At 74.1% G+C, this 18901-nt stretch carries 15 protein-coding genes; 8 read left to right on the top strand and 7 right to left on the bottom strand.

Features of this window, described 5'->3' with window-relative positions; genetic code table 11:
- Positions 1–30 precede the first annotated feature (30 nt).
- Both coaE and pcp read left to right on the top strand, forming a co-directional pair.
- Positions 31–660, top strand: a complete 630-nt coding sequence (gene coaE, locus KVT14_RS02015; protein WP_217614136.1) for a dephospho-CoA kinase — start codon at positions 31–33, stop codon at positions 658–660.
- The gene (gene pcp, locus KVT14_RS02010; RefSeq protein ID WP_308160824.1) at positions 657–1394 is read left to right on the top strand and encodes a pyroglutamyl-peptidase I; all 738 of its coding nucleotides are present in this window, start codon (positions 657–659) and stop codon (positions 1392–1394) included. Before coaE ends, pcp begins: the two co-directional genes overlap by 4 nt.
- Before the next feature lie 93 nt (positions 1395–1487).
- Here pcp and KVT14_RS02005 read toward each other — a convergent pair whose 3' ends face one another.
- On the bottom strand, positions 1488–3146 hold the full coding sequence (locus KVT14_RS02005; RefSeq protein ID WP_217614135.1) for an HNH endonuclease signature motif containing protein: 1659 nt from the start codon (positions 3144–3146) through the stop codon (positions 1488–1490).
- Positions 3147–3429: 283 nt separating this feature from the next.
- On the opposite strand from KVT14_RS02005, the gene uvrB reads away from it, so the two are divergent.
- Positions 3430–5535 (top strand): excinuclease ABC subunit UvrB, encoded by a 2106-nt coding sequence (uvrB, locus tag KVT14_RS02000; protein ID WP_217614134.1) that lies wholly within the window; start codon positions 3430–3432, stop codon positions 5533–5535.
- Positions 5536–5610: 75 nt separating this feature from the next.
- Positions 5611–6057 carry a VOC family protein gene (locus KVT14_RS01995; RefSeq protein ID WP_217614133.1) on the top strand — a complete coding sequence of 149 codons (447 nt, stop codon included), beginning with the start codon at positions 5611–5613 and terminating at the stop codon, positions 6055–6057.
- 174 nt (positions 6058–6231) lie between these two features.
- Here the strand turns inward: KVT14_RS01995 and KVT14_RS01990 are convergent, their stop codons facing one another.
- Positions 6232–6936 (bottom strand): hypothetical protein, encoded by a 705-nt coding sequence (locus KVT14_RS01990; RefSeq protein ID WP_217614132.1) that lies wholly within the window; start codon positions 6934–6936, stop codon positions 6232–6234.
- 451 nt (positions 6937–7387) lie between these two features.
- Here KVT14_RS01990 and KVT14_RS01985 point away from each other — a divergent pair, with 451 nt between their 5' ends.
- Together KVT14_RS01985 and KVT14_RS01980 are read left to right on the top strand one after the other, a co-directional pair.
- Positions 7388–8428, top strand: coding sequence for a TerC family protein (locus KVT14_RS01985; RefSeq protein WP_217614131.1), 1041 nt, complete (start codon positions 7388–7390; stop codon positions 8426–8428).
- A 7-nt stretch (positions 8429–8435) separates the two neighbouring features.
- Positions 8436–9488, top strand: coding sequence for a TerC/Alx family metal homeostasis membrane protein (locus KVT14_RS01980; RefSeq protein ID WP_217614130.1), 1053 nt, complete (start codon positions 8436–8438; stop codon positions 9486–9488).
- A gap of 13 nt (positions 9489–9501) precedes the next feature.
- Here the strand turns inward: KVT14_RS01980 and KVT14_RS01975 are convergent, their stop codons facing one another.
- Positions 9502–9795, bottom strand: coding sequence for a YciI family protein (locus KVT14_RS01975; RefSeq protein ID WP_217614129.1), 294 nt, complete (start codon positions 9793–9795; stop codon positions 9502–9504).
- 94 nt (positions 9796–9889) lie between these two features.
- On the opposite strand from KVT14_RS01975, the gene KVT14_RS01970 reads away from it, so the two are divergent.
- Positions 9890–11059 (top strand): acyl-CoA dehydrogenase family protein, encoded by a 1170-nt coding sequence (locus KVT14_RS01970; protein ID WP_217614128.1) that lies wholly within the window; start codon positions 9890–9892, stop codon positions 11057–11059.
- 118 nt (positions 11060–11177) lie between these two features.
- Here the strand turns inward: KVT14_RS01970 and KVT14_RS01965 are convergent, their stop codons facing one another.
- From KVT14_RS01965 to KVT14_RS01955, 3 genes are all read right to left on the bottom strand, one after another.
- Positions 11178–12611, bottom strand: coding sequence for a DUF4190 domain-containing protein (locus tag KVT14_RS01965; protein ID WP_217614127.1), 1434 nt, complete (start codon positions 12609–12611; stop codon positions 11178–11180).
- A gap of 141 nt (positions 12612–12752) precedes the next feature.
- Positions 12753–13505: an MBL fold metallo-hydrolase gene (locus KVT14_RS01960; RefSeq protein WP_217614126.1), complete on the bottom strand. Its 753-nt coding sequence runs from the start codon at positions 13503–13505 to the stop codon at positions 12753–12755.
- Complete coding sequence (locus KVT14_RS01955) at positions 13502–15376, bottom strand: glycoside hydrolase family 15 protein (protein ID WP_308160834.1); 1875 nt, start codon at positions 15374–15376, stop codon at positions 13502–13504. The genes KVT14_RS01960 and KVT14_RS01955 overlap by 4 nt, the downstream gene beginning before the upstream one ends.
- A gap of 120 nt (positions 15377–15496) precedes the next feature.
- On the opposite strand from KVT14_RS01955, the gene uvrA reads away from it, so the two are divergent.
- Positions 15497–18361, top strand: a complete 2865-nt coding sequence (uvrA, locus tag KVT14_RS01950) for an excinuclease ABC subunit UvrA (RefSeq protein ID WP_217614125.1) — start codon at positions 15497–15499, stop codon at positions 18359–18361.
- A gap of 12 nt (positions 18362–18373) precedes the next feature.
- Here uvrA and KVT14_RS01945 read toward each other — a convergent pair whose 3' ends face one another.
- The gene (locus KVT14_RS01945) at positions 18374–18895 is read right to left on the bottom strand and encodes an OsmC family protein (protein ID WP_217614124.1); all 522 of its coding nucleotides are present in this window, start codon (positions 18893–18895) and stop codon (positions 18374–18376) included.
- Between the last annotated feature and the right edge of the window lie 6 nt (positions 18896–18901).

Raw genomic sequence — 18901 nt, 5'->3', positions numbered from 1 at the left:
TGCTGCGCCCCGGCACGGCACGATGGGGCGATGCAGCGCATCGGACTGACCGGGGGGATCGCGGCCGGCAAGTCGGTCGCGGCCGAGCGCCTCGCCGCGCGGGGCGCCGTCCTCATCGACTACGACCAGCTGTCGCGCGACGCCGTCGCGCCGGGATCCGCCGGGTTGGCGGCCGTCGTCGAGGCGTTCGGGGACGGCGTCCTCCTGTCCGACGGCACCCTCGACCGGCCCGCGCTCGGTGCGGTGGTCTTCGCCGACGCCGACGCGCGCGAACGACTCAACGGCATCGTGCACCCCGTCGTGCGCCGGCTCGCCGCCGAGCGGGAGGCCGCCGCGGCGACCGCCGATCCCGGCGCCGTCGTCGTGCACGACGTGCCGCTGCTCGTCGAGACCGGGCGCGCCGACGCGTTCCACCTCGTCGTCCTCGTGCATACCCCGTCCGTCCTGCGCGTCGAGCGGCTCGTCCGGACCCGGGGTCTCGAGCGCGACGAGGCCGAGCGGCGCATCGCCGCCCAGGCCACGGACGACGAGCGCCTCGCCGTCGCCGACGTCGTCCTCGACGGCTCCGGCGCGCCCGAGGACCTGCAGCAGCAGGTCGACGCGCTGTGGGACCGACTCGCCGCCGAGCGGCACGACGAGCAGGAGGTGGACGCCCCGTGACCCGAGGCGCCGAGCAGACCGACGACGGGACGATGCCGGATCGCCTGGCGGGAGCGAACCGGGGTGCGGGCGGCGGGGCGGTGCCGACCGTGCTGCTCACCGGCTTCGAGCCGTTCGAGGAGCAGGAGGTCAACGCCTCCTGGGCCGCTGTGCGCGAGGTCGCGGAGTCGTGGGACCAGACCGCCGAGGGTGCTGCCCTCGTCACGGCCCTCCTGCCCGTCTCCTTCGCGCGTGCCCCGCGGCGCCTGGCGGAGCTCCTGCTCGACGTCCGGCCGGACCTCGTCGTGGCCGTCGGCGAGGCAGGCGGACGGTCGGCCGTGTCGGTGGAGCGCGTGGCCGTGAACGTCCAGGACGCCCGCATCGCCGACGAGGACGGCGCTGAGCCCGTCGACGTGCCCGTGGTCCCCGGTGGCGACGCGGCGTACTTCTCGACCCTGCCGGTCAAGGCCTGCCTGGCGGCGCTGCGCGAGGCGGGCGTCCCGGGCGAGGTCTCGAACAGCGCCGGTACGTTCGTCTGCAACACGATCGCCTACGCCCTGGCCGACCAGCTCGCCGCAGGACACGCCCCGGGGGCGCGCGGCGGCTTCGTGCACGTGCCGAGGCTGCCCGAGCAGGTACCCGTCGGCGCGGCGTCGCTGGGCGTAGAGGCGGCAGCGGAGGGGTTGCGGGCCGTGCTGCGCGCTGCGCTGCGGACGACCGAGGACGTCCGGCTGGCTGCGGGCACGCTGGCCTGATCCTGCTGGGCGGCTATGGAGGCGCCCGCCGGGCGCGTCGGGGCCGCCCCGCGCCGATCATGCTGCTCGGCGCGGCTGCTGCTCGGGTCGTTCCTAGTACGGCGGCGGTGCTGGGGGATGCGGCCGTCCGGTCAGGTGGATGGTCGGCTCCTCGGTGCCGGGCCTGACGCGGAACGCGTGGCCGGTGGGGGTGCGCCAGATGAACTCGCCGGCGGTGGGTTGGCGCACGCGCAGGATGCCGGCGGTCTTGAGCCGGTGGTGGGTGCGGCACAGCGGCCCGAGGTTGTGGGCGCACGTCGACCCGAGCGGTCGGGGCGGTGAGCCGTCGGCCGCCGGGTGGTACTCCACTGTGTGGTCGAGGTCGCACCGTGCGGCGGGCACGGGGCAGCCGGGTGCGGTGCAGTACTTGTCGCGGTGCCGCACGTGGTCGGCCAGCGCGGCGGGCGGCCGGTAGGTGGTGCGTCCGACGTCCAGGACGGTCCCGGACAGCGGGTCGGTGACGATCCGTTGCCATGTGGAGCCGAGGTCCAGGGCCATCGCGCGGGCCTGCTGGGCGTCGATCGGGCCGTACCCGGCGAGCTCGCCGGGCTCGTCGTCGGCGCCCATGAGCGTCGACAGCGCCAGGGTGACGTGCACGACGGTCCGCGTGCCGCTCGGGCACACGTGCCCGGGGTGGGCCGGGGCGGCCTCCGCCGGGGCGGTCTCCGCCGGGGCGGTCTCCGTCGGTTCGCCCTCCCTCGCGTCGCCCTCCCGCTCCTCACCGTCCGGCGGCGCGACCCCTGTCAGCGCGGCCACCGCCGCAGCGCCGGCCGGCGCCCCGCGGGCGTCCAGGTCCTCGTAGGCCCAGCCGCGCTGGGACGGCAGCACGGTGCCGTCAGGTGCCACGACGTTCTGGGACCGGCCCAGCAGCCGGTCGACGAGCTCGTCCGCCCGGAGCTGGTCCAGCGTCCGCGCGTCCCCGGCCTCGCGGGACCGTCGGGCGAGGGCGTCGAGCATGCCGTCGACGCGCACGGCCTCGGCCGCCGGGAGCACGGCCCACAGACCTGCCATCCCGTCCTGCAGGATGCGCGGCCGGGAGACCACCCGGCAGTCGCGAGCGGCCCGGTGCCGGTCGGCGACTCCCTCCGGGTCGACCCGGTTCAGCGCCCGGGCGACGTCGGCGCGGACCTGCTTCACCGAGCGGCCCGCCACGCGCGGCAGCACCTCGGCCTCGACGGCGGCTGCGACGTGCGCGGGCTCGTCGCCGGCGCCCTGCACGATCGCGCGCGCCTTGGCCGGGTCGATCCGCCCGTCGGCCAGGGCGGCACCGGTGTCGGCCAGGGCGTCGCCGTAGGCGCGGCCCTCACGGATGAGCATCTTGGCCTCGCCCGGCGGGACCAGGAGCCGCGCGGACAGGTCGGCGGCGGCGATGTCGGCGTGCACGAACGCGGTGCCCTCGGGCAGCGACCGGCACACCGCTGCCAGGTCGGGGTGCCGGAGGTCGGGGTGCCGCGCCAGCGCGGCGGCCGCGGTGGTCTCGAGGGCGTGCGCGTGCGCGGCGATCCGCCGGGCCTGGACGACGACCTCGGGCAGCTCGTAGGACGGCAGCGCTCCCAGGTCGAGGCCCTCCAGCTCGGCCAGCAGGGCCGCCCCGGCGGGCATCGCGTCCAGCCGCTCCCCGAGGCCGTCGCCCGGAACCGCGCCACCGGCGACCGCGTCGGCGTCGCCGCCGTCGAGGTCGGGTGCATTGCGTTCCTGCACGTCATCGGACATGTGAGCCACGCTATGACCCGCCGCCGACACGCTCCCGGAGCGCGCGCCGCCGCCTGGGGACGACGCACGACACCGAGCCTGTGGAGGACTCGGCGCCCGCTCACCGAGCGCCACCGGCCCCGCGCCACGCGCACCGGGACCGCGGTGCTCCGCCACCGGGCGCCCCGCGCACCCCGCCGCGCCCCGGCCGCGCCGCCGCCTCGAGCCGCCACGCGGCCACGCCCTCGGCGAACCCGACCCCCTGCCCGGGGCGTGTGTCAGACCCGCGTCGTACGGTTGACGCATGCGTCCCGTGACCGACCTGCAGCGCACCGTCGCCCCGTTCGAGGTGGTGTCCGAGTACCAGCCCTCCGGTGACCAGCCGCAGGCCATCGCGGAGCTCGCCCAGCGCATCCAGGCGGGGGAGAAGGACGTCACGCTCCTGGGCGCCACGGGTACCGGCAAGTCGGCCACGACGGCCTGGCTGATCGAGAAGCTGCAGCGCCCCACGCTCGTGATGGCGCCGAACAAGACGCTGGCGGCCCAGCTGGCCAACGAGTTCCGCGAGCTGCTGCCCAACAACGCCGTCGAGTACTTCGTCTCGTACTACGACTACTACCAGCCCGAGGCGTACATCGCGCAGACGGACACGTACATCGAGAAGGACTCGTCGATCAACGACGAGGTGGAGCGCCTTCGGCACTCGGCGACGTCCTCGCTGCTGACCCGACGCGACGTGGTCGTGGTCGCCTCGGTGTCCTGCATCTACGGCCTGGGCACCCCGCAGGAGTACGTCGACCGCATGGTGACGCTCGACGTCGGCGACCAGGTGGACCGCGACGCGCTGCTGCGCCAGTTCGTCTCGATGCAGTACTCCCGCAACGACATGGCGTTCACCCGCGGCACGTTCCGGGTGCGCGGCGACACCGTGGAGATCATCCCGGTGTACGAGGAGCTGGCGATCCGCATCGAGTTCTTCGGCGACGAGATCGAGGCGATCCAGACGCTGCACCCGCTGACGGGCGAGGTCGTCCGGAACGAGAAGCAGGTGCACGTCTTCCCGGCGACCCACTACGTCGCGGGCCCGGAGCGCATGGAGCGCGCGATCAACGGCATCGAGCACGAGCTCGAGGAGCGCCTCAAGGACCTGGAGCGGGCGAACAAGCTCCTCGAGGCCCAGCGGCTGCGCATGCGCACGACCTACGACATCGAGATGATGCGCCAGATCGGGTCGTGCTCGGGCATCGAGAACTACTCGCGGCACATCGACGGCCGCGCGCCGGGGACGGCGCCGAACACGCTGCTCGACTACTTCCCCGAGGACTTCCTGCTCGTCATCGACGAGTCGCACGTGACGGTCCCGCAGATCGGCGCGATGTTCGAGGGCGACATGTCCCGCAAGCGGAACCTCGTCGACTTCGGGTTCCGGCTGCCGAGCGCGATGGACAACCGACCGCTGCGCTGGGAGGAGTTCGTCGATCGGATCGGCCAGACGGTCTACCTGTCGGCGACGCCCGGCGACTACGAGCTGGCGATGTCCGACGGCGTGGTCGAGCAGATCATCCGCCCGACCGGCCTGGTCGACCCGGAGGTGGTCGTGAAGCCCACGAAGGGCCAGATCGACGACCTGCTGGAGGAGATCCGGCTCCGCGTGGAGAAGGACGAGCGCGTGCTCGTCACGACGCTCACCAAGAAGATGGCCGAGGACCTCACGGACTACTTCCTGGAGAAGGGCGTCCGGGTCCGGTACCTGCACTCCGAGGTGGACACGCTCCGCCGCGTGGAGCTGCTCCGCGAGCTCCGCATGGGCGAGTACGACGTGCTGGTCGGCATCAACCTGCTCCGCGAGGGCCTCGACCTGCCCGAGGTGTCGCTGGTCGCGATCCTCGACGCGGACAAGGAGGGCTTCCTCCGGTCGGGCAAGTCGCTGATCCAGACGATCGGCCGCGCGGCCCGCAACGTCTCGGGCCAGGTCCACATGTACGCGGACAAGATCACGCCCGCGATGCAGCTCGCACTGGACGAGACGGACCGCCGCCGCGAGAAGCAGATCGCCTACAACACCGAGCGCGGCATCGACCCGCAGCCGCTCCGCAAGAAGATCGGCGACATCACCGACCTCCTCGCGCGCGAGGACGCGGACACGGCGGAGCTGCTGGGCGGCGCTGGCCGGCAGGCCAGCCGCGGCAAGGCGCCGGTCCCGGGCCTCGGCTCGAAGGCAGGGCCGCCGACGGAGCGCACGAAGCTCGCGGGCGCGGCGGCGGGCGAGCTCGCCGGTCTCATCCAGGAGCTGACCGACCAGATGCACGTCGCGGCGGGGGAACTGCAGTTCGAGCTGGCGGCGCGCCTGCGCGACGAGATCTCCGGGCTGAAGAAGGAGCTGCGGCAGATGCACGCCGCGACGGCCTGACCTGCGGCCCCGGCGCACGACCTGCCACGCCATCCGAGGAGCGGCGGGACGCACCACCGACGATCGGAGGCACGCATGGCGCTCGAGGTGCAGGTCGTGATCGACGCGCGCTCGCCCCGCGCGCTCGGCGCGTTCTGGGCGTTCGCGCTCGGGTACGTCGAGGAGCCGCCACCGGCGGGCTTCGACTCGTGGGACGCGGCCCTCGACGCCTGGGGCTTCCCGCCCGAGGACCGGGGCCTGGCCTACGCGGTCGTGGACCCCGCCGGCGCAGGCCCGCGGGTGTTCTTCCAGCGCGTACCCGAGGGCAAGACGGTGAAGAACCGGGTGCACCTGGACGTGCGCTACTCGGCTGCCCAGGGCGTCGACCGGGAGGACCGCGCGGCCAAGCTCGCGGCGGCGAAGGAGCACGCGGCAGCGCTCGTCGAGGCCGGCGCGACGGTGCTGCGCGAGGTCGACGACCCCCGCGAGGGCGCCTGGGTGGTCATGGCCGACCCGGAGGGCAACGAGTTCTGCGTGACGTGACACGCACGGGCGGGCGCCCCGGGTGCTCCCTTCCGACTGCCCGCAGGCTGGTCAGGACGGAATGCACCCAGGCCTGCAGCACCCAGGGGTCCCGCCCACTGACGCGCGGCGAGCGGGGCTGCGCCCCGAGCCGCGAACTCGATGCTGCTCACGTGCGTTCCTGTCCGTCGTCGGTCATCGCCACTCCGGGGAGATCTGGCTGAGCTGGCGGTGGAGGCTCCAGTCACCGGGGCGGTCCGCCTCGGTGAACCACGGAGCGCCTCTCGCGATCCAGCGGTCCCGGTAGCGGCGGACGGCCGTGGTGCTGACGTCGTCGACGCCCGACTCGGCCCCGCAGCACGAGCAGATCACGTACTGGGCGGATCCCGCGCCGCGGAAGCGCTCGTCGTCCTCGTCGAGGCCGCACACGCGACAGCGCGTCTCCGCCGTCGCGGACACGCCCCGCCCCGGCCCCCGGGGTTCGTGCTGCAGCCGCACCTGCCAGCCCGTGTCGGAGCGGAGCAGGCCGGACTCGCGGCGCGCGTGGTCGAAAGTCACGCGGTCGCCGTCAACGGTGACGTGCAGGACGGGACGCCGGAACCGGCGGGGCCTCTCGACGACGCCGCCGCGGTCCAGGTACGCCATCGCGGCGGCCGTGGACACCCGGAGTGCCGCGACGACCTCGGTGTCGGTCGGCTCCTTGTCGGGTTCCCACAGGAAGTACCCGGCGTCGACCCACACCGAGAAGTACCAGTCGCCGGGCGACTCGACGACGGCGGTGCGGCCGTGCTTCTCGAGCCGGAGCGCCGCCACGTCCTGCCGCGTCAGGACGGTGCGGCGGAGGTCGGTCCGGTGGCGGGTCAGGGCGTCGAGGAGACGGACGAGATCGTCGGTCGTCACGACGCCGCGGCCGTGCATCCCGCCGGCCCGCGCGGGCGGATCGTGAGCGCGGGGCGCCGAGACCCGCTCCGAGCTCCCACGAGGGTCCCTCCCGCTGGTCCGACGTCGTTGCTGCCCCTGCCCTGACAGCCGGACGCTAGCGCGCGTGCACCGGGAGCGGACACCGGACCTGCTCGGGTTCACCCGAGCGCCGCGGGCGGCCTTCGCCTGACCCGTGAGCTGGACGACGGCGGCATGACGCGCGTCACACACCGCTCCCTGGGCGCCGCGAGGTGCGCGTAGGACCCATGACCTATGCTGGCGCACGCAGTGGAGGGGAGTATCCCGACACGACGCCCCCGTCATCACGGTCGTCGACGACGCCGACCCGGGACGTCGGCCCGGTTCACGGGTGGGAGAGACCTCCGGTACTCAGCCGTATCTTCAGCCGTCTGTACCGGAGGAATGCTCTATGTCCGTCGACCTGTGGGTCTGGATCGCGACCGCCGTCGCGATCGTCGGGATGATCCTGTTCGACTTCTTCGCGCACGTCCGCACGCCGCACGCGCCGTCGTTCCGCGAGGCCGCGACCTGGTCCGCGGTCTACGTGGGCCTGGCGATCGTGTTCGGTGTGGGGCTCGGCTTCGTCTGGGGCTGGGACCACGGGACGGAGTACTTCGCGGGGTACGTGACCGAGAAGAGCCTCTCGGTCGACAACCTGTTCGTCTTCCTCATCATCATGACGAAGTTCGCGGTGCCCCGGGAGTTCCAGCAGAAGGTGCTGCTGGTGGGCGTCGTGATCGCGCTGGTGCTGCGCACGGTGTTCATCCTGCTCGGCGCCGCGGCGATCGAGCAGTGGTCCTGGGTGTTCTACATCTTCGGCGCGTTCCTCGTGTACACGGGCGTGAAGCTGGCCAAGGAGAAGCACGACGACGAGGAGCTGGCGCATGCCGGCGAGGAGAAGGACGGCGTCGCGGTCCGCCTGCTCAAGCGCGTGTTCCCGACGGTGGACGAGTACCACGGCGACCGCCTGACCACGAAGATCGACGGCAAGCGGTTCATCACCCCGATGCTCGTCGTCATGGTCGCGATCGGCGCCACCGACGTGCTGTTCGCGCTGGACTCCATCCCGGCGATCTACGGCCTGACGCAGGAGCCGTACATCGTGTTCACGGCGAACGCGTTCGCCCTGCTCGGCCTGCGCCAGCTGTACTTCCTCATCGGCGGGCTGCTGGAGCGCCTGGTGTACCTCAACAAGGGCCTGGCGTTCATCCTGGCGTTCATCGGCCTGAAGCTGGTGTTCCACGCGATGCACGTGAACGAGCTGCCGTTCATCAACGGCGGCGAGCACATCGAGTGGGCCCCCGAGATCCCCACGTGGCTGTCGCTGCTCGTGATCCTGGGTACGCTCACCGTCGCGACCGTCGCGAGCCTGGCCAAGACCCGGCGCGACCGGGACGCCGCTCCTGCCCTGACCGACGAGCAGGAGCCCGCCGCCACCAAGGAGCACTGACCCGCGCATGGACGTCTCCCCGCTCGTCTGGGTCGTGTCCCTCGGCCTCGCTGCCGCCGTCCTGATCGTGGACGTGGCGGTGGTGGGCCGCAGGCCGCACATCCCGACGACGGCGGAGTGCCTGCGGTACCTGGGGATGTACATCGGGCTCGCGCTCGTGTTCGCCGTGGTCGTCGCCCTCGTGTGGGGCGGCGGCCCGGCGGGCGAGTTCGTCGCCGGCTGGCTGACGGAGTACTCGCTGTCGGTCGACAACCTGTTCGTGTTCCTGCTGATCATGAGCCGGTTCGCGGTGCCGCGGCAGTACCAGCAGACGGCGCTGCTGATCGGCATCATCCTGGCGCTGGTGTTCCGCGGGGTGTTCATCGGGATCGGCGCCGCCGCGATCGCGTCGTTCTCCTGGGTGTTCTACCTGTTCGGCGCGTTCCTGGTGTGGACGGCCGTGAAGGTCGCCCGCGAGGGCGTGGGGGAGGACGCGGACGAGGCGGCGGAGGACTACAGGGCGCCGGCGCTGGTGCGCGTGGTGCAGCGGTTCCTGCCGACGACCGACGGGTACGACGGCGTCCGGCTGACCGCGAAGGTCGACGGCCGCCGGCACGTGACGCCGATGCTGCTCGTGCTGGTGGCGATCGGGGCGACGGACCTGCTGTTCGCGTTCGACTCGATCCCCGCGGTGTTCGGTCTGACCCAGGAGCCGTACCTCGTCCTGATGGCGAACGTGTTCGCGCTGATGGGGCTGCGCCAGCTGTACTTCCTGCTCGGCGGCCTGCTGACCCGGCTGCGCTACCTCAACATCGGCCTGGGCGTGCTGCTCGGGTTCATCGGGGTGAAGCTCGTGCTGCAGGCGCTGCACGAGAACACGCTGCCGTTCGTCAACGGCGGCGAGCCGGTCGGCTGGGCGCCGGAGCTGCCGTCGTGGGTGTCGCTGGCGGTGATCGTGGTGACCCTGGGGCTCACCGCGGTCACGAGCATCGCGGCGTCGCGCCGGGACGAGCGCCGGGCCGCCGCGGCGGCACCCGCCGGGCGCACGGCGGACACCGAGGACGCCGACCGCCGCGCCTGACCGGCCCGGTCCGTCAGGAGCCGGCCGAGGCCCAGGGTCCGAGGATCAGGTTCCACGCCCGGATCTCGACGTCGGCGATGACGCCGGCGCGCGCGAACGGGTCGTCGGCGAGGAGCACCTCGAGCGCGGCGCGGTCCGTGGTCTCGAAGACGAGCAGCGCGCCGGGCGCGCCGTCGGTGAAGGGTCCGGAGCCCCGCAGCAGGCCGCGGTCGGCGAGGCCCCGCAGGTAGGCGCGGTGCTCCGGGCGGACCTCGTCCTGCAGGTCGGTGCGCTGGTCGTACGTGTACCGGACGGCGAAGGTGGCCATGCCGCCATCCTGCCGCACCGGGCGCCGCTCCCGGCGGCGCACCGCCCTCCGACCCGGCCCCGCGGGCCCGGACGGCGGTGGCAGAGTGGGCGGCATGACCCGTACCGCGGCACCGCGCACCCTGCTTACCGACGACCTGCTGGCCCGCGCGGCGGAGCGCGCGCCGGTGCACGACCGGGAGAACACGTTCCCGCACGCGGACCTGGACGACCTGCGCGAGGCGGGATACCTGCGGGCGTTCGTGCCGGAGGCGATGGGCGGCGCCGGGCTGACGCTCGAGGAGGTCGCACGGGAGCAGGTCCGGCTGGCCGGGGCGGCGCCGGCGACGGCGCTGTCCGTGAACATGCACCTGGTGGTGACGGGGATGGCCGCGGTGCTGGCGGCGCGCGGCGACGACTCGCTGGAGTTCGTGCTGCGGGACGCGGCGGCGGGGGAGGTGTTCGCGTTCGGGAACTCCGAGGCGGGGAACGACCTGGTCATGTTCGCCTCGCGCACCCGGGCGGAGCGGCAGCCCGACGGGGGCTACCGGTTCCACGGGACGAAGATCTTCACGTCGCTGTCGCCGGTGTGGACCCGGCTCGCGACGTTCGGCCTGGACGAGGACCACCCGGACGGCCCCCGCCTGGTGCACGGGGTCGTGTCCCGGGCGGACGGCGGGATCGAGACGAAGGACGACTGGGACACGCTCGGCATGCGGGCGACGCAGTCCTGCACGACGGTGCTCGACGGGGCGTACGCGGCGCCGGGGCGGGTGTTCCGCGCGCTGCCGCCCGGCCCGAGCGCCGACCCGTACGTGCTCGCGCTGTTCCAGGTGTTCGAGATCCTGCTGGCCGCGGTGTACACCGGCATCGGGCGGCGGGCGCTCGAGCTCGCGGTGGCGGCCGCGCACCGGCGGACGTCGATGAAGAACGACGGCCGGAGCTACGCGCAGGACCCGGACATCCGGTGGCGCGTGGCGGACGCGGCGATCGCGCAGGACGGGATCGAGCCGCAGGTCTGGGCGCTGGCCCGGGACGTCGACGAGGCGGTGGACCACGGGGCGCTGTGGTTCGCGAAGGTGGTCGGCCTGAAGGTGCGCGCCACGGAGACGGCCCGGGAGGTCGTGGACCGGGCGATCCGGGTGTCGGGCGGCGGGTCGTACTTCTCCCGGAGCGAGCTGGGCCGGCTGTACCGGGACGTGCTCGCCGGGCTGTTCCACCCGTCCGACGACGAGTCGGCGCACAGCACGGTCGCGAACGCGTGGCTGGGGCCGGTCGACCGCTGACACCCGCGGCTCACGGGGACGACGACGCCCCGCACGCCTCGGGACGCACGACCACCCCCGGACGCGCGACGGCCCCGGGGCGTGCTGCCCCGGGGCCGTCGTGCGCAGGCGGGAGGCGTCAGCCGCCGATCTCGCTCTCGCAGCTGATCGCGTACTCGACGCGGTTGCCGCAGGTCGAGCCGAACGACTCGTACTCGGTGCCGAGGTCGGACTCCCAGTACAGGTCGTCGCACGCCGTGCCGCTGCCGCCCTGGCAGGCGTCCCACAGGGCGTCGAGCTCGGGGTCGTCGCCGTAGGTCTGCGCGCCGGTGCTGCTCCCGAGGTCGGTGCCCTCGTCCGTGCCCTCGTCGGTGCCCCCGGTCGCGCCGGAGTCGCAGAAGCTGCTGCCGTCGGTGGTGCCGCCGCAGGTCCGGCCGAACTCCTCGTACTCGGAGCCGGAGGGCGCCTCGGACCACAGGGAGTCGCACGCGGCGAGGTCGCCGGCCGCGCAGGCGTCCCAGAACCCGTCGAGCTCGGCGTCGTCCCCGTAGGCCCACCGGGTGGGGTCGACGGAGGTGCACAGGGTGCTGCCGTCGGTGCGCCCGCCGCAGGTGTTCCCGAACTCCTCGTCGTCGGAGCCGGACGACGAGTCGAAGTACAGGTCGTCGCACGCCTCCATGTCGCCGGACGCGCAGGACGACCGCAGGTCGGCCATGCGGTTGTTGTGCGAGGCGATCGCGGCCCCCACGGTCACGCCGACGACGACCCAGCTGAGCACGCCCAGGCCGCCGAGGACGAGGCCGGCGATGGCGAGGCCGCGGCCCTGGGTGCCGTCCCTCTTGGTGCGGCGCAGGCCGAGGATGCCGAGCACGATCGCCACGACGCCGGTCCCGAGGATGCCGGTGACGAGGGCGGCGATGGACACGCCGTCGGTCCGCGGCGCCTGCTGGTACTGGTTCGGCGAGTACGGGGCCTGCGGGTAGCCGCCGCCGGGGTAGCCGCCACCGGACGCGGGGTACCCCCCGGGGGCGGGGTAGCCACCGCCCGCGCCGGGGTAGCCCGCACCCGGGGCCGGGTACCCGGCGCCCGGCTGCTGCGCCTGGTCGCCGCCCGGCTGCGCGGACGCGCCGCCCTGCCCGGGGTAGCCGGGCGCGGGGTAGCCGCCCTCCTGCGGGGCGGAGCCCTGCCCGGCACCGGGCGCGGCGTACGGCGAGGACGCCGGGTACGCGGCGGTCGGCGCGTCGGAGCCGGGCGCGCCCGACGTCGGGTACGCGGCCGTCGGCGCGTCCTGGCCGGGGGCGCCGTACGGGGAGGCCGTGGGGTACGCCGCGGTGGGCGTGGTCGGGTACGCCGCCGTGGGGGCGTCGGAGCCGGACGTCGGCGGGGTGGGCCACGACGGGGCGGCCTCGTAGCCGGAGGGTGCGGGGCCGGAGGCCGGGGTGGCCTCGTAGCCCGAGGGCGCGGGGGCGGCGGGCCGCTCGGTGCCGCTGCCCGGCGTGGGCCAGGCGCTGCTGCCGGGCTGCTGCTCGGGCTGCTGCCCGGGTTCCGGCGTGGCACTGCCGTCGTTCGACATGGACGTCCTCTCGCTCCTGGTGACGGACCTGTGCGTCACTATGGCAGACGGCCTTCTCACCAGGGCGACGGCGTCCACGCCCGACATGTCCTGTTCACCCGCGGGCGGGGCCGGGCACGCCGGGATCAGCCGGGCGCCGGGTCACCAGCCCCGCGCGCGCCACTCCGCCAGGTGCGGCCGCTCGGCCCCGAGCGTGGTGTCCCGACCGTGCCCGGGGTAGACCCAGGTGTCGTCGCGGAACCGCCCGAACACCCGGTCCTCGAGGTTGGTCATGAGCGCGCCGAACGCCGCCGGGTCGGTGGTCCGGCCGGGCCCGCCGGGGAACAGTGAGTCGCCGGTGAGCAGGTGGACCCGGCCCGGGACGGCGTCGGGCGCGCGGGCGTCGTCGGGCTCGCGGTAGGCGAGCGCGACCGCGCCGGGCGTGTGCCCGCGCAGCGCGACGACCTCGAGCCGGAGGGCGCCCACCGCGAGGACGTCGCCGTGCGCGAGCGCTCGCGGCACGGTGGTGCCGGCGGACTCGGCCACGGCGTCCGCGTCGGCGGCCCCGGCGGCGTGCGCGGCGCCCGTCGCGGCGAGGACCCCGGCGAGGGCGCCGAGGTGGTCCCGGTGCCGGTGGGTCGTGACGACGAGCACGAGCGGCCCGGCGGGCGCCTCGCCCGGCGACCCGGCGCGCGTCAGGTCGAGCAGCCGGTCCGGCTCGGCGGCCGCGTCGACGAGCAACCGCGCCCCGGTGCGCCGGCAGGCGAGCACGTACGCCTCGTTGTCCATCGGCCCGACGGACAGCTTGCGCAGCACGACCTCGTCGAGCACCCGGACGGCCGCCGGCCCTCCCGGCACGACGTCCCCGGTGTACCCGGCTCCCGCGCCGCCCCCGACGCCCGCGAGCCCGTTCACGCCCGCCCCACCGCCTCGCCGCGCGGCTCCGGCGTCCCACCGCGCCCGAGCGCCTCGTCGTGGCTGTGCACCGCCCGCACGAGGGCGAGGTGCGACAGCGCCTGCGGCACGTTGCCGATCATCCGCCCGGACGCGGGGTCGTACTCCTCGGCGAGCAGCCCGACGTCGGTGCGCAGGCCGTCGAGGACGTCGAGCACCGCGGTGGCCCCGTCGACGTCGCCCTGCCGGGCGAGCGCGTCGGCGAGCCAGCCGGAGCAGGCGAGGAAGGGGTGCTCGGAGCCGCGCAGGCCGTCGTCGGTGCGGTCGGTGCGGTACCGGAGCAGGAGGCCGGGGGCGACCTCGAGCTCGGCCCGCACCGCGGCCACGGTGCCGACCAGCCGGGGGTCGTCGGGCGGCAGGAAGCCGACGAGGACGAGCTGGAGCAGGGCCGCGTCGGTGTGGGTGGCGCCGTAGTGCTGCACGAAGGTGTTCCGGTCCGCGTCCCAGGCGTGCGCGAGGACGTCGGCGTGCACGGCGTCCCGCTCGCGGCGCCACCTCTCGACGGGCCCGGGCAGGCCGTGCTCCTCGACGGCGCGGACGGCGCGGTCGAGGGCGACCCAGGCCATCACCTTGGAGTGCGTGAAGTGCCGGGGCGCGCCGCGCACCTCCCAGATCCCGCTGTCGGGCCGGCGCCACGTGCGGCACAGGTGCTCGACGAGGTGCGTCTGCAGGGACCAGGAGTCGTCGCCCTCGGCCACGCCGGAGGTCCGGGCGAGGTGCAGCGCCGCCATGACCTCGCCGAGGACGTCGTTCTGCACCTGCCCGACCGCGGCGTTGCCCACCCGCACGGGCCGGGATCCGGCGTAGCCGGGCAGGTGGTCGAGCGTGCGCTCGGTCAGCTCCCGGGACCCGTCGACGCCGTACATGATCTGCACCTGCGCGGGGTCGCCGGCGACGGCGCGGAGCAGCCACCGGCGCCAGGCCTGGGCCTCGTGGCGGTAGCCGTGCTCCAGGAGGGCCTCGAGGGTCATGGCGGCGTCCCGGAGCCAGCAGTACCGGTAGTCCCAGTTCCGCTCGCCGCCGGGGTCCTCGGGGAGCGAGGTGGTCGCGGCCGCGACGATGCCGCCGGTCTCGGAGTCGGTGAGCAGCCGGAGCACGAGCAGGGACCGCACGACGGCGTCCCGGTAGGTCCCGCGGTACCGGGCGGACCGGGCCCAGCGCGCCCACTGGTGCTCGGTCGCCTCGACGCGGTGCGCGAGCCGGGGCGCCCGGGGCACGGGCTTCCAGGAGGGCACCCAGGTGAGCGAGAGGCCGACGCTCCCGCCCTCGGCGAGCGTGAACTCGTCGGCGTGCCCGCGGTGCGGACCGCCGCCCGGGCGGGGGAGCCGGTCGCCGCGCAGCACGAGGCTGTCCGGCCCGGCGACGGCGCGGATCACCTCGTCCCCGTCCGGGTCGGTGACGCGGTGCACCCAGGGCACGACGGCGCCGTACCCGAACCGCACGACCCACTCGTGCCGCAGCCGCACGGACCCGCGGGTGACCGTGACCCGCCGGACGAGGTCGCACCGGCCGTCGCCGAGCGGCATGGCGTCGAGCAGCACGGCCGTCCCGGTAGGCGTCTCGAACGTGGTCTCCAGCACGAACGAGTCGTCGAGGTACCGGCGCGTGACCCGGGTGGCGTCGGGCGCCGTCAGCAGCCAGCGGCCGTGCTCCGGGCCGCCGAGGAGCGCGGCGAAGCACGCGGGGGAGTCGAACCGCGGTGGGCACAGCCAGTCGACGGAGCCGGTGCGGGACACGAGCGCGGCGGTCCGGCCGTCGCCGAGCACGGCGTACTCGCCGATGGGCGTCGGGGTCGTGGGGGCGGCGTCCGTCCCGGGGGTGGGGTCCGTCACGACGGCGCGGTCGGTCACGGTCCTCATCATGCGCCGACCAGGGGCGACGGCGCAGGTCGGGCCGCCTTTACGGTTCGAACACATGTGCGCATGTCGGTGGTCCGCCGTAGCATGCTGCGCGTGAATGATCGTCTGGTGGTCCAGGGGGCCCGCGAGCACAACCTGCGCAACGTCGACCTGGATCTCCCGCGCGACAGGCTCATCGTGTTCACGGGCCTGTCCGGGTCCGGGAAGTCGTCGCTGGCCTTCGACACCATCTTCGCGGAGGGGCAGCGCCGCTACGTCGAGTCGCTGTCCGCGTACGCGCGCCAGTTCCTCGGCCAGATGGACAAGCCCGACGTCGACTTCATCGAGGGCCTGTCGCCCGCGGTGTCGATCGACCAGAAGTCGACCAACCGCAACCCGCGGTCGACCGTCGGCACGATCACCGAGGTCTACGACTACCTGCGCCTGCTGTTCGCCCGCGCCGGGACGCAGCACTGCCCCGTGTGCGGCGAGCGCGTGACCGCGCAGACGCCCCAGCAGATCGTCGACCGGCTGCTCGAGCTGCCCGAGGGCACCCGCTACCAGGTGCTCGCGCCGGTGGTGCGCGGCCGCAAGGGCGAGTACGCCGACCTGTTCAAGGAGCTGCAGGCCAAGGGCTTCGCCCGCGCCCGCGTGGACGGCGAGGTCGTGCAGCTCGCGGAGCCGCCGACGCTGGAGAAGAAGCTCAAGCACGACATCGAGGTCGTCGTCGACCGCCTGGTGTCGCGCGAGGGCGTCCAGCGCCGCCTGACCGACTCGGTGGAGACCGCGCTCGGCCTCGCCGGCGGCCTGCTGGTCGTCGACATGGTCGACCTCGACGCGGACGACCCGGAGCGGGAGCGCCGGTTCTCCGAGAACCGCGCGTGCCCGAACGACCACCAGCTCACGCTGGAGGAGATCGAGCCCCGGACGTTCTCGTTCAACGCGCCGTACGGCGCGTGCCCGGAGTGCACCGGCATCGGCTCGCGCCTCGAGGTCGACCCCGAGCTGGTCGTCCCGGACGACGACCTGTCGCTGCGCGACGGCGCGGTGGCCCCGTGGGCGCAGATCTCGTCCGAGTACTTCGAGCGCGTGCTGACCGCGCTGGCCGACGACCTCGGGTTCTCGATGGACCAGCCGTGGCGGGCGCTGCCGGAGCGCGCGAAGAAGGCGGTGCTGTTCGGCGAGAACCACAAGGTGCACGTCAAGTACAAGAACCGCTGGGGCCGTGAGCGCCAGTACTCCACGGGCTTCGAGGGCGTGGTGACGTTCCTGGAGCGCCGGCACGGCGAGACCGAGTCCGAGTGGAGCAAGGAGAAGTACGAGGCCTACATGCGGGAGGTGCCGTGCCCCGTGTGCGAGGGGACGCGGCTCAAGCCCGAGGTGCTGGCCGTGCGCGTCGGCGGGAAGTCCATCGCCGAGGTCTGCGCGCTGCCCATCCGCGAGGCCAAGGAGTTCCTCGACGGCCTCGAGCTGGGCGTGCGCGAGCGGCAGATCGCCGAGCAGGTGCTCAAGGAGATCCAGGCCCGGCTCGGCTTCCTGCTCGACGTCGGCCTCGACTACCTGTCGCTCATGCGCGCCGCGGCGACGCTGTCCGGCGGCGAGGCCCAGCGCATCCGGCTCGCGACCCAGATCGGCTCCGGCCTGGTGGGCGTGCTCTACGTGCTCGACGAGCCGTCGATCGGCCTGCACCAGCGGGACAACCGCCGCCTCATCGACACGCTGACCCGGCTGCGGGACCTCGGCAACACGCTGATCGTGGTCGAGCACGACGAGGACACGATCCGCACCGCGGACTGGATCGTCGACGTGGGCCCCGGTGCGGGCGAGCACGGCGGCAAGGTCGTGCACTCCGGCGACCTCGCGGGCCTGCTGGCGTCGCGCGAGTCGATGACCGGCGCGTACCTGTCCGGCCGCCGCTCGATCCCCATGCCCGCGCAGCGGCGCAAGGTGGACAAGAAGCGCCAGGTCACCGTCCACGGCGCGCGCGAGCACAACCTCAAGAACGTGGACGTGTCGTTCCCGCTCGGGACGTTCACGGCCGTGACCGGCGTGTCGGGCTCCGGCAAGTCGACGCTGGTGAACTCGATCCTCTACACGGTCATGGCGAACGAGCTGAACGGCGCCCGCCGGGTGGCCGGCCGGCACAAGCGGGTCAGCGGCCTGGACCAGCTCGACAAGGTCGTGCACGTCGACCAGGGCCCGATCGGCCGCACCCCGCGGTCGAACCCGGCCACCTACACCGGCGTCTGGGACCGGATCCGCAAGCTGTTCGCCGAGACGACCGAGGCGAAGGTCCGCGGCTACACCGCCGGGCGGTTCTCGTTCAACGTCAAGGGCGGCCGCTGCGAGGCGTGCTCCGGCGACGGCACGCTGAAGATCGAGATGAACTTCCTGCCCGACGTGTACGTGCCCTGCGAGGTGTGCCACGGCGCGCGGTACAACCGCGAGACGCTCGAGGTGCACTTCAAGGGCAAGACGGTCGCGGACGTGCTGGACATGCCGATCGAGGAGGCCGCGGAGTTCTTCGCCGCGGTGCCCGCGATCGCCCGGCACCTCACCACGCTCGTCGACGTCGGCCTCGGCTACGTCCGGCTCGGCCAGCCGGCCCCGACGCTGTCCGGCGGCGAGGCGCAGCGCGTCAAGCTCGCGACCGAGCTCCAGCGCCGGTCCACCGGCCGCACGGTCTACGTGCTGGACGAGCCGACCACCGGCCTGCACTTCGAGGACATCCGCAAGCTCCTCGGCGTGCTGCAGGGCCTGGTCGACAAGGGCAACAGCGTGATCGTCATCGAGCACAACCTCGACGTGATCAAGAACGCCGACTGGGTCATCGACATGGGCCCCGAGGGCGGCTCGGGCGGCGGCACGGTCGTCGCGCAGGGCACGCCGGAGCAGGTCGCCCGCGTCGCGGCCAGCCACACGGGGACGTTCCTGGCGGAGGTGCTGGACGAGCCGGCGGCGGAGCGCGCGAGCGCCTGAGCCGCCCGGGCGTCAGCCCGCCGAGCCGGCGCCCGCGGTCTCCAGGACCGCCGGCGCCGGCTCGGTCAGCACCGGGAACGTCACCGACCGGGCGATGAAGCAGTGCTCGTGCGCCCGCCGGTGCAGGTCGGCCAGCTGCGCGTCGAGCGCCGCGCCGTCGGCCGCGGCGGACCCGCCGGGCCGCACGGTCACCTGCGGGCGCAGCACGACCTGGGTGAACTGGCCGTGGCCGGCCGCCTCGACCCTCATCGTCCCGCCGGCCCGGTCCGTGTAGCCGACGACCGCCACGCCCGACGTGGCGGCGAAGTGGAGGAACCAGAGCATGTGGCACTCGGCCAGCGCGGCGACGAGCAGCTCCTCGGGGTTGTGCCGCGCCGGGTCGCCCCGGAACGCCGGGTCGGCCGACGCGAGCACGGTCGGCTTCCCCGCGACCCGCACCTCGTGGTCGCGGCTGTACGCCGCGTACCCGGTGGTGCCGGTGGCGCCCGCGCCCGTCCAGACGACGTCGGCGGCGTACTCGTGCAGCAGTCCCATGCGGGC

This window comes from Cellulomonas sp. GbtcB1, assembly GCF_019091725.1.
In the GTDB taxonomy this organism is placed as follows: domain Bacteria; phylum Actinomycetota; class Actinomycetes; order Actinomycetales; family Cellulomonadaceae; genus Cellulomonas.
The sequence above is the reverse complement of the archived record's forward strand: the minus strand, read 5'-3'. Positions and strand labels throughout refer to the sequence as shown.

Coding starts and splice junctions, on each gene's coding strand:
- KVT14_RS01965 (WP_217614127.1), bottom strand. CDS start 12,611: ATGTCGAACGACGGCAGTGCCACGCCGGAACCCGGGCAGCAGCCCGAG.
- KVT14_RS01980 (WP_217614130.1), top strand. CDS start 8,436: ATGGACGTCTCCCCGCTCGTCTGGGTCGTGTCCCTCGGCCTCGCTGCC.
- KVT14_RS01945 (WP_217614124.1), bottom strand. CDS start 18,895: ATGGGACTGCTGCACGAGTACGCCGCCGACGTCGTCTGGACGGGCGCG.
- KVT14_RS01995 (WP_217614133.1), top strand. CDS start 5,611: ATGGCGCTCGAGGTGCAGGTCGTGATCGACGCGCGCTCGCCCCGCGCG.
- coaE (WP_217614136.1), top strand. CDS start 31: ATGCAGCGCATCGGACTGACCGGGGGGATCGCGGCCGGCAAGTCGGTC.
- KVT14_RS01985 (WP_217614131.1), top strand. CDS start 7,388: ATGTCCGTCGACCTGTGGGTCTGGATCGCGACCGCCGTCGCGATCGTC.
- KVT14_RS01970 (WP_217614128.1), top strand. CDS start 9,890: ATGACCCGTACCGCGGCACCGCGCACCCTGCTTACCGACGACCTGCTG.
- KVT14_RS02005 (WP_217614135.1), bottom strand. CDS start 3,146: ATGTCCGATGACGTGCAGGAACGCAATGCACCCGACCTCGACGGCGGC.
- uvrB (WP_217614134.1), top strand. CDS start 3,430: ATGCGTCCCGTGACCGACCTGCAGCGCACCGTCGCCCCGTTCGAGGTG.
- KVT14_RS01975 (WP_217614129.1), bottom strand. CDS start 9,795: ATGGCCACCTTCGCCGTCCGGTACACGTACGACCAGCGCACCGACCTG.